This window comes from Kitasatospora sp. NPDC051164, from assembly GCF_044455625.1.
GTDB lineage: Bacteria > Actinomycetota > Actinomycetes > Streptomycetales > Streptomycetaceae > Kitasatospora.
In genome coordinates, this window is the sequence record NZ_JBITFB010000080.1 from 6,242 (window position 1) to 15,798 (window position 9,557).

General features: G+C 75.8%; 3 protein-coding genes. 2 read left to right on the forward strand and 1 reads right to left on the reverse strand.

Annotation, left to right across the window (positions count from 1 at the left end; translation table 11 throughout):
- Positions 1 to 1,285 precede the first annotated feature (1,285 nt).
- Together ACIBEC_RS46785 and ACIBEC_RS46790 are read left to right on the forward strand one after the other, a co-directional pair.
- A complete protein-coding gene (locus ACIBEC_RS46785; protein WP_396290808.1) occupies positions 1,286 to 7,540 on the forward strand; it encodes a DnaB-like helicase C-terminal domain-containing protein in 6,255 nt (2,084 codons plus the stop codon).
- Entirely contained in the window at positions 7,540 to 8,160 is a 621-nt protein-coding gene (locus ACIBEC_RS46790) for a hypothetical protein (protein ID WP_396290811.1), read from the forward strand. Before ACIBEC_RS46785 ends, ACIBEC_RS46790 begins: the two co-directional genes overlap by 1 nt.
- A gap of 57 nt (positions 8,161 to 8,217) precedes the next feature.
- On the opposite strand, the gene ACIBEC_RS46795 is transcribed toward ACIBEC_RS46790, so the two are convergent.
- Positions 8,218 to 8,613, reverse strand: coding sequence for a hypothetical protein (locus tag ACIBEC_RS46795; protein WP_396290813.1), 396 nt, complete (start codon positions 8,611 to 8,613; stop codon positions 8,218 to 8,220).
- Positions 8,614 to 9,557 lie beyond the last annotated feature (944 nt).

The following is a 9,557-nucleotide window of genomic DNA, read 5'->3' on the forward strand; positions in this document are numbered from 1 at the left end:
CGTTCCGGGCCCCGGTTGCTGGGGGAGTGATCTCTCCCGTCCGCCCGCTGCCCGCCGCCGCCTCCGTCCGGGCCCCGGTTGCTGGGGGAGTGATCTCTCCCGTCCGCCCGCTGCCCGCCGCCGCCTCCGTCCGGGCCCCGGTTGCTGGGGGAGTGATCTCTCCGGGCCCTGGGCTCGCTCCGCCGTCGTCCGCCTGCCCTCCGCCCTTCCCGCCGCCGCCTCCGTCCGGGCCCCGGTTGCTGGGGGAGTGATCTCTCCCGTCCGCCCGCTGCCCGCCGCCGCCTCCGTCCGGGCCCCGGTTGCTGGGGGAGTGATCTCTCCCGTCCGCCCGCTGCCCGCCGCCGCCTGGCCCGCCCCGCTGCCGCGTCCGCCCGCCCGGCGCCCGCCTCCCGCCCGGTCTGGCCCGCCCGGGCCGCCACCCCCGCGTCGGCCGCGCCGCCCGCCCCGCACCGCCTCGCCCCCCGCCCGCCCCGCGCCGCTGGTCCGCCCGCCCGCCGCCCGGCCGGCCGCTGCCCCACCGCCCGCCCGCCCGTTGCCCCACCGCCCGCCCGCCCGTTGCCCCACCGCCCGCCCGCCCGTTGCCCCGCCGCCCCCGCCCCGCCCGCCGCGCTGCGCCCCGCCGGTCCGCCGCTTCCGCCGGTCGCCGTCCGCGCCTGCCGCGCCCCCGCCTCCGGGCCGTCCCGCGCGCTGCGCCGGGCCGCCGTCTTGCCGGTCCGCCGCCGTGCCGCGCTGGCGCCGTGCCGCCGGTTCGTCCCTCGGCCGGTACGCCTTTCACCCGTTCTCGTTACAACATTCGGTGTCGGGTGTGTACCCGTGTGGCTAGACTGACGACCAGCGTTACACCTTGTGTGTGGGGTGCGGGCGGCCTCGGCCGTGCTGCGCCCTGCTCGGGACCGGGACGGCCTCCTGCCGCCCGCCGGTCCGCCGCCGTCCGGCCCGCAGGGTGCGCCGGTCGGCTCCGCTGCCCCGTCGGTGGTGGCGCCCGCCCGCTTCGGGCCCGTGTGCCGTCGTCCCCCGGGGCCGGCCGCCCCCGGGTCGTCTCCGGGGCTGCCCCCCGGTCGTTGTCCGCTGTGCGTCTCTTCTGCGTCTGGAGTGCCTGGTGTCCTCTTCTCGTTCGGGTTCCTCCCGCGCCGCTGCCGGTGGCCGTCGCGGTGACGCCGGTGCGGCGCGCGACGGGGTCGGGGTGCCGCCGGGCCCGGCCGACCCGGCCGCCGGAGCTGTTCCGGCCGCGCCCGCATCGGGGCCCGGTGCCGGGGGTGTTCCGGCCGCGCCGGACCCCGCGCCCGTGTCCGCCGCCGTGGCCGTTGCGGCCGGTCCCGTCTCCGCTGCCGGGAGAGCCCCGGACACCGCGTCGGATGCTTCCCCGGACACCGTGGCGGTCACCGCCCCGGCCGCAGGGGGTGCGGGTGTCCCGGACCCGGCCGCCGGCGCCACGGGCCCGACCGTCGGCCTGCCGAGCCCGGCCGCCGGTGCTGCGCCGGGTCCGGCCCGCTCCGGCCCCACCCCGCGCGGGGCCGTACGCGGTGCTGGTTCCTCGCGGCGCTCCGGCCGTCCCGCCATCGCACCCGCCGCACCGGACGCCGTTTCGGAGCCGGGGGCGGCCGGATACCTCAACCTCCCGGGCCCGGACGACCCGTTGTGGGCGTCGGTCCCGCTGGGGCTGCGCCAGAACCTGGGCATGCCCGCGTACGAGCTGGTGAACCCGGCGCGCGGGCACCTGGCCACCCCGGCCGGGCGCAAGCTGAAGTCCGCGCTCGGGGCCGCCGCCCGGGGCAAGATCACCGGAGCGCACTGGCTCGCGCTTCTCACCGCTCCTCGCGGCGCGTTCGGCGGCCCGGCCAGCCAGCGGGCCGGCCAGATGTACAAGGCCCTGGAGCAGCTGGTGGCCGACCACCTGCGGCCCGCGCTGGCCACGGTCGCCGCGGCCGGGTTCGCCGCCGGGGTGGAACTGGCCCAGACCGCGCCCGCCGCCCCGGCCGTCCCGGCCGGACCGCGGCCGGACGCCGCCGTACCCGGCCCGGCCCCGGCGACCACCACCGACCCGGCCGCGTCCGCTGCCCCCGCCGCCGACCCGGCCCCGGTGTCGGACACCCTGCCCGGCCCCGACGAGGCCCCCACCGGCCCCGACGAGGCCCCCACCGGCCCCGACGAGGCCCCCACCGGCCCCGACGAGGCCCCCACCGGCCCCGACGAGGCCCCCACCGGCCCCGACGAGGCCCCCACCGGCCCCGGCGCCCCCGCCGTCCCGGCCCCGCTGCGCCCCGTCCCGGCCTCGGTCAGCGACGCCACCCACCCGTCCCCGGCCGCCTCAAATCCACCTCTCCCCAACGCCGTTGACGCCGCCTCGGCCGACCCGGCCGCCGCCGTCGTACCCGGCCCGGCCCCGGCCCCGGCCACTGCCACCCTCCCCGCCCCCGCCCCCGCCAGCCCGGACCCGGACCCGGACAGCACCGGCCGGCCCGCCCCGGTGGCCACCGCCCCGGCGCCGGTGGGCGACCTGGCCGAGCTCCTGCGCGCCACCACCCAGACGCCGGGGACGATCCTGGCGCTCACCAGCACGCACACGGCCACCGTCCAGACCGCTCTCGCCCAGGCCCAGGACCTCGCCCCCGCTCACCTGCCGACCGTGCAGGTGAGCGGCCACGACCGCGCGTCCCTGGCCCGCGCCCTGTACACCCGGCTCGGCCTCGGCCAGCGCCGCGCCCTCCCCGGGCTCGACGAAGCCGAGCGCCTGATCACCGCCGAGCTGCAGCACACCCCCCGCCTGGTGATCGCCACCACGACCCTGGGGCTGCGCCCCTCCGGGCTCCAGCTGCTGCACCGCCTGTGGGAGCCGGAGCCGTTCCCGCTGGTGCTCGTCGGCGACACCACCCTCGACGGCCTCCTCCAGCGCCACGACCTCGCGGAACTCCACCCCCGCGTCACCGTCCACCGCGTCCAGGAGCCCGCCGCCCTCGCGGCAGAACCAGCCCCGGCCGCCGACCCGGGTCCGGTAGCCGGCCCGGGCCAGGGGCAGGCCGCCACGCCCGGCCCGGCCGTCGTGCCGCCCGCCTCCGCCGCAGCGGCCGCGCCGGAGGCCGCCGGCCCGGCTGCGCCGGTTCCGCCGCCCGGCACCGCGGCGCCCGCCGGCGACTTGGCCGCAGCCCTGCGCGAGGCCGCCCAACGCCGGTCGGTGCTGATCGTCACCAGCCCGGACCCGGCCGCCACCAGCACAGCCCTCACCCACGCCCTCGACACCGGCGCACTCCAGCCTCTCCACCTCCACGGCACCGGCCTGGACCAGGTGGTCCCCGCACTGTTCAAGCACCTGGGCCTCGGCCGGCGCCGCCCCCGCACCCTGGACACCGCCGTCGTCAAGATCACCGCCGAGCTGCGCCGCTCGCCCCGCCTGATCGTCGTGCCCGCCGCGCACGAGCTGCCCGAGGACGCTCTGCGCTGGCTCGGCCTGCTGTGGGCCAGCACGGCCTTCCCCCTCGTCCTGGGCGGCGACCTCCACCTCGACGACGTCCTCGGCCGGCCCGAACTCACCGGCCTCTACCCCGGCGCGACCCGCCACCACCAGACCGCCCCCGCCCCCGCCGCCGGGCCGGCCCCGGCCACCGGCACCGCCGCCGACCTGACACCGGCTTCAGGCCGCCTGACGGGGGTGGCCGAGGCACTGGGCGACACCGCCCACGCCCGCGGCATCATGACGCTGACCGGCCCCGGCGCCACCGTGGTCCTGGACACCCTGGCGGCCGTGGCGTGCGGCCCGGACGCGGCCGGACTGGAACTGGCGGGGCTGGCCGTGACAGGCCCGCACACCGTGTGGATCCACCCCGAGCAACCCACCGACCGCGCCGCTCTCCTCCGAGCCCTCCACACCCGCCTGGGCCTGGACGCGCGCGGCCCCCGCCCCCGCGCCGTCGCGGACCACGTCGCCCTGATCGCCGCCGAGCTCCGACGCACCTCCCGCCCAGTGATCATCACCCGCGCCCACCAGCTGCGCACCGACGCCCTGGAACAGCTGTACGGCGTGTGGACGAGCACCCCCTTCCCCCTGGTCCTGGCGGGCGACCAGCGCCTGGACCAAGTCCTCGGCCGCCCCCGGCTGGAGGGCTTGAACTCCCAGGTCTTCCTCCGGTACCGCCTACCGGCCGCACCGGCCGCACCGGCCGCCGCTCCGGGCGGTACAACCGGCACCGCGCCGACGGCCGCCGCCGACGCCGCACCGGCGGCGGGGCCCGGCCCAGATCCCACCGGTCGGCATCCGGCGCCCGCCGCTCCAACCGTCCCCGCTCCGGCCGCCGACGAGACCACCGGCACCCCGGTGCCGGGCGCCCCCACCCCTCCGCCCGAGCCCGCCCCGAACCCCCAGGACACCCCCGTGCCCACCACCCCCGACGCCCCCACCACGGGTGCCGCCCCGGCGCCGGCCCCGGCCGCCCCGGTGCCGACACCGACACCGACACCGACACCGACAGCCGGCCCGGCCAACGCCCCGGCTCCAGCCGGACCGTCCGCCGCCGACCCGGCTGCTCCGGCCGGTGAAGCCCGGGCCGGCGGCGCCGCCTCCGCCCTGCGGCCGGCCACCAGCCCGACCGGCGAAGCCCCCACCACCCCCCAGACCCCCACCCTCGACCCGGCGTCCGGCCCGCTACCGCCGACCCCGGCCCTCGTCCTGGCCCCGAGCCCGACCACGCTCCACCAGGCCCGCAGCACCCTCCCGCAGATGATCAGCGCCGCCGGCGAGGGCACCTCCACCCCGCTGACCCGCGGCACCCACCACGCCCTGCTCACCGCCCCCGCAACCGCCACCGCCCTGGGCTGGGACCTGACCACCGCCACCGCGCACGGCACCGCCGACGCCCGCAAGAAGCTCGGCGACCTCATCCAGCACGCCGCCACCGGCCAGCCCCAGGTCCTGCGCCGCCACGTCACCCCCCTCGCCGTGCTGCTCCCCGCCGCCCCCGACGGCACCCCGATCCCGCCCGCCGGTACACCCGACGCGGCAGCAACGAACCCACCCAGCAACGGAGTTGTAACGCCACACCCGGACGCCACCCCGAGCACGGCCGCGCCCGTACCGCCGCCCGCCCCGGCCCCGGAGACCCAGCCCGCTCCGGACCGCACCACCAGCACGGCATCAACAACCCACCCCAGCAGCGGAGTCGAGCCGGACGACACCCTGTTCCCCACCCCGACCGCTCCCAGCGGCCAGCCGGCCCCCACCCCGGTCGAGCCCAACCCGGCCGCCGACGCCGAACCGGCCACCTCGAGCTCGCCCGCGCCCGCCCCCGCGGCGGCCGCCGACGAACCCGCCCTGCAGGACCCCGCGGCCACCACCCCGCCCGCCGACCAGCCGGCCACCGCGGCGCCGGCCGCTCCACGGGCCCCACGCCGCCTCGCCCCGCTCGCCGACGCCCTCACCACCGTCCTCACCCCCCCAACCCCCGACCCGCACACCACCCCGGCCGGCCCGCGCGCCCTGTCCACCGGCATCCCCGGCCTCGACGACGCCCTCGGCGGCCTCCAGCCCGGCCGCTTCTACCTCGCCGCCGCCGCCCCCGGCACCGGCGGCAGCCTCCTCGCCACCACCACCGCCCGCACCACCGCCCTCGACCACCACCTGCCCGTCCTCTACGCCGCCTCCGGCCTCACCCGCGCCGACGTCGCCGCCCGCATCGTCGCCGCCCACCTCCCCGTCGACTACCGCCGCCTGCGCACCGGCCGCCTCACCCCCGCCGAACAGGCCGACGCCACCACCCTCCACACCGAACTCGCCGCCGCCCACCTCTACATCGACGACGGCACCGACCTCACCCCCGACGCCATCGCCGAGACCGCCGCCGACCTCGCCCACACCACCACCGACCAGCCCGACCAGCCCGGCCTGGCCCTGGTCGTCGTCGACCGCCTCCAGGCCGCCGACGACCCCCGCCTCCCGCTCTCCGGCCCCCGCCTCACCGACGCCGCCCAAGCCCTCGCCCACCTCGCCCGCACCCACCACGTCCCGGTCCTAGCCATCCTCGACACCGACCAGCCCGACCTGATCACCACCCTCGGCCTCGACACCACCCTCACCCTCCACCCCCACCCCGACGCCCCCACCACCCAACTCCTCGTCACCATCGCCGAACGCGACCTCGGCACCCAAGCCACCCTCACCCTCACCGCCGACCGCACCCACGCCCGCCTCACCGACCCCACCCCCTTCAACCCCCACGCCCACCGCCCGGCGCCGGAGGCGCCCAACACCCCCACAGCGCCGGAGGCACCCACCACCGCCCCGGCGCCGGAGGCGCCCACCAACCCCCCCACCACAGCGCCGGAGGCGCCCACACAGGCCTCCACCTGGCCCACCATTGCCGTCCCCGGCCACCCCGCCCAGGACACCGCCGCTGCGCCCCAGCCCGGCCCCGACGCCGAGGTCACCCCGGCCACCGCGGCCGCCCTGGACACCCTGGCCAACCTGACGCCCGACCAGCCCTCCGCCCACCCGCTGCGCCCGGCCCAGGCGGCCGCGGTGCGTACGGCCGCCTCCAGGCCCGCCCGTACCGGCGGCGGGGACTACGCGGGCCGGGACTACGCCCACTACCTCGACATGATCAACTCGGTCGTCGACCAGACGCTCCAGGAGCACGGCGGCGACACCGAGGCCGCCATCACCGCCCTAGAGAAGCTGGCAATTCCAAACGGAATGGCCCTCTTCGAAGCAACCCGAGTCGGCGGAAATTACGAACATACCGTTTACCCGGAACGCCTCGAATTCCTCAGCAAGAAAACCCGTGACGGGGCCGACGACATCTGGGAAGGCCGCCATAAGTGGGAGAACGGCCCACTCATGGCCCAGCTCAAGGCCGGCACCCCCGACCACGTCGACGTCGACGTCCTGGACACCAACGCCGCCTACTGCAGCGCCCTGAAGACCTGGCTGCCCATCGGCGCCCTGCAGCACCAGCCGGACGGCGGCTTCGACCCCAAGCGCTCCGGCATCTACCTCCTGCCCAAGCGCCCCACCTGGGAACACCCGCACCTGCCCGACCCGATCGGCAACCGCCGCGAGCCGGGCCCCGTCCTCCTGGACGACGCCACCATCCGCCTCCTGATCCGCTGCCACAAGCTCGGCCTCGCCGAAGCCCCCCACATCACCCAGGCGTGGACCTCCGGCGCCACAGAAAACCTCGCAGAGAAGTTCCGCCGCGTCCTCACCATCGCCCGCGAAAAGGCCATCCTCGAAGGCGACGACGTCACCGAGAAATACATCAAGGCCATCTACGCCAAGTTCGTCTCCACTATCGGCGAATCATCATTCAACCGTGACCTCCGCCGACCCGACTGGATGCATATCTTCCGCAGCCAGGCATTCGCCAACCTCTGGTACAAGGCACAACGCGCCCACGAACACGGCCTCACCATCGTCCGACTCCGCGGCACCGACGAACTCCACGTCACCGGAGACATCCCCTGGCGCTCGGTATTCACAGAAGGACGCCTGACCACCGAACTCAAGCTCAAGAAGCAATACACCCTCCCCGAAAACTGGAAGAGCGCCGCCTGATGTCGACCGACGGCTGGAAGAACTTCGGCAAATACGGCGCAAGCCTCGACCCCGGAAACATTCACGGGAAAATCGCCCTCGGCCGCGCCCTCGAAGACGCCCTAGAACGGATGATCATCGAAGGCGGCATCAAATCACCGCCCACCACCCGCCGCGGACTCACCGCCCGGATGCGCTACCTCACCACCACCCAAGGCGGCGCCCAAGCCCTCGCCGACGCCGGCATCACCGCGGTCCCCAAGACCATCAGCGCCTGGACCAAGGGCAAGCAACACCCCCTCCCCGCCAACCTCGAAGCCATCGACACCGCCTACTGGAACCTCCGCGCGGCCAACATCCTCAACAACCCCGGCGCGTTCAAGCAGCACCTCAACAACAACGGCAAGGGCACCAAGGTCGAGATCCACCCCATCAACCAGGACGTCGTCGACGAACCCCGCCGCCGCGACAACCTCCGCATCCGCTCCCTGCAGGTCCGCTACGTCTGGGACGACGCCGTCGACGCCATGGTCGCCGGCGACATCGGCAAGCTCGAAGAGGTCTGGGACGACGTCATCGCCGACCTCGACTCCGACTGGGGCGCCTACACCTACGTCCGCCACATCGGCCTCGGCGCCTGACCACCCCAGCCAGCCGCGCGCCCGCCCCACCGGGCCGCAGCTACGCCCCACCCCAGTTCAGACCAGCACCACCGGGCACAGCAGCGCGAACATCTCCCCCCGCAGCTGCGCCTCCGCGATGCCCAAGGGGCCGGTGATGCTGCCAGCCAGGGCGTAGAAGACGCCGTGGCGGCGCGCCGTGCGGCGCCAGTCGCGCGAGCTGTTCAAGCCGCCCTCGTAGAAGGAGACGCCGGCCCGTCCGGTCACCGTGAGGACGTCGCCAGCCACGTCCAGGACGGCCGACCAACCGGCCGTCGGCTCCGGCCAGCCCCCGAAGTCGTCGAACCGCGCCCACCCGCCGGACGCCAGCCCGGCCAGGTGCGGATCCGGCCCGCGGCCGCCAGCCGACGCGAACGTCTCGACCCGGTGCGAGGCCGCGAAGACCACCTGCGCCGCCGCGCGTCGACGGCCCACGCCTGCATGCCCAACGGCCGCAACGGCCCGCTGCCGACGTCGACGGCGTACATCGTGCCGCCGTCCACCAGGGCCGCCTCCTCGCTCACACCAGGCCAACGAGCCGGACCCCGGAGGTAACCCAGCCAGAAGCCGGCCCCGCCCCGCTGCGCACCGCCGGGTCCCTGCCCGGAGCTCCACCACCTGGCCGAGCAGAAGCCGGCCGAGCCGCCCGCCAGCGGCACCGCGTTCCGCCTCCGAATGCCCGGTCTCCCGAGAATGCCGGGTACAATTCTCGAAGCGCCACAGCATGAATCCCCGGTACAACTCGGAGGGGAGACAGGGCATCGGGCGGGATTCCCTGACCGTGCAATTCTGATACAGGCTCAGGCTGATAGAGTCCGATACAACTTCCCTGCCCGCAACGAGAAGCCCGTAGGATATGAAGGGCACTCAGCTCGATGCGGTTGACCGCCAATCAGGCGCGTTACAGAAAGTGCCATCGCCGCCTGTACAAGTCCCAATTCGGCCGCTAGAATTGACTGACTGGTTCAGACCAGTTGGCCAGGACGGTAGCTGACTCAAAGTCACAGATTCTCCGGCTAGCAACTTGTAACGGGGCCGGGATCGTGACATACTGGAGCCCGGTACACAACAGGGCAGGCGCCCGGAGGGCGTCCACCGAAGGAGTCGACCGAACCCGGGAGTGAGCCCGGCCGGAGCAGGCAGAGCCCGAGGCCACAGAAGGAAACCCCAGTTCAGAGCCCTAGTGGGCCGAGTCCACGAGGGAAGAAGCCGCCCAGAGACCTCGGATGCGGCACAAGGGCCGGCCCCGAAGAGCAGCCCCCAACGAGCGAGAGTTGTACCGGACCGCTCCTCCTAGCCAGCCAAGAGCCACGGAGTGGCGTTACATCATTCCGTCACGGTAGTGACGGCGCGTCATGTGTCCGGAGGACACGGCGCGC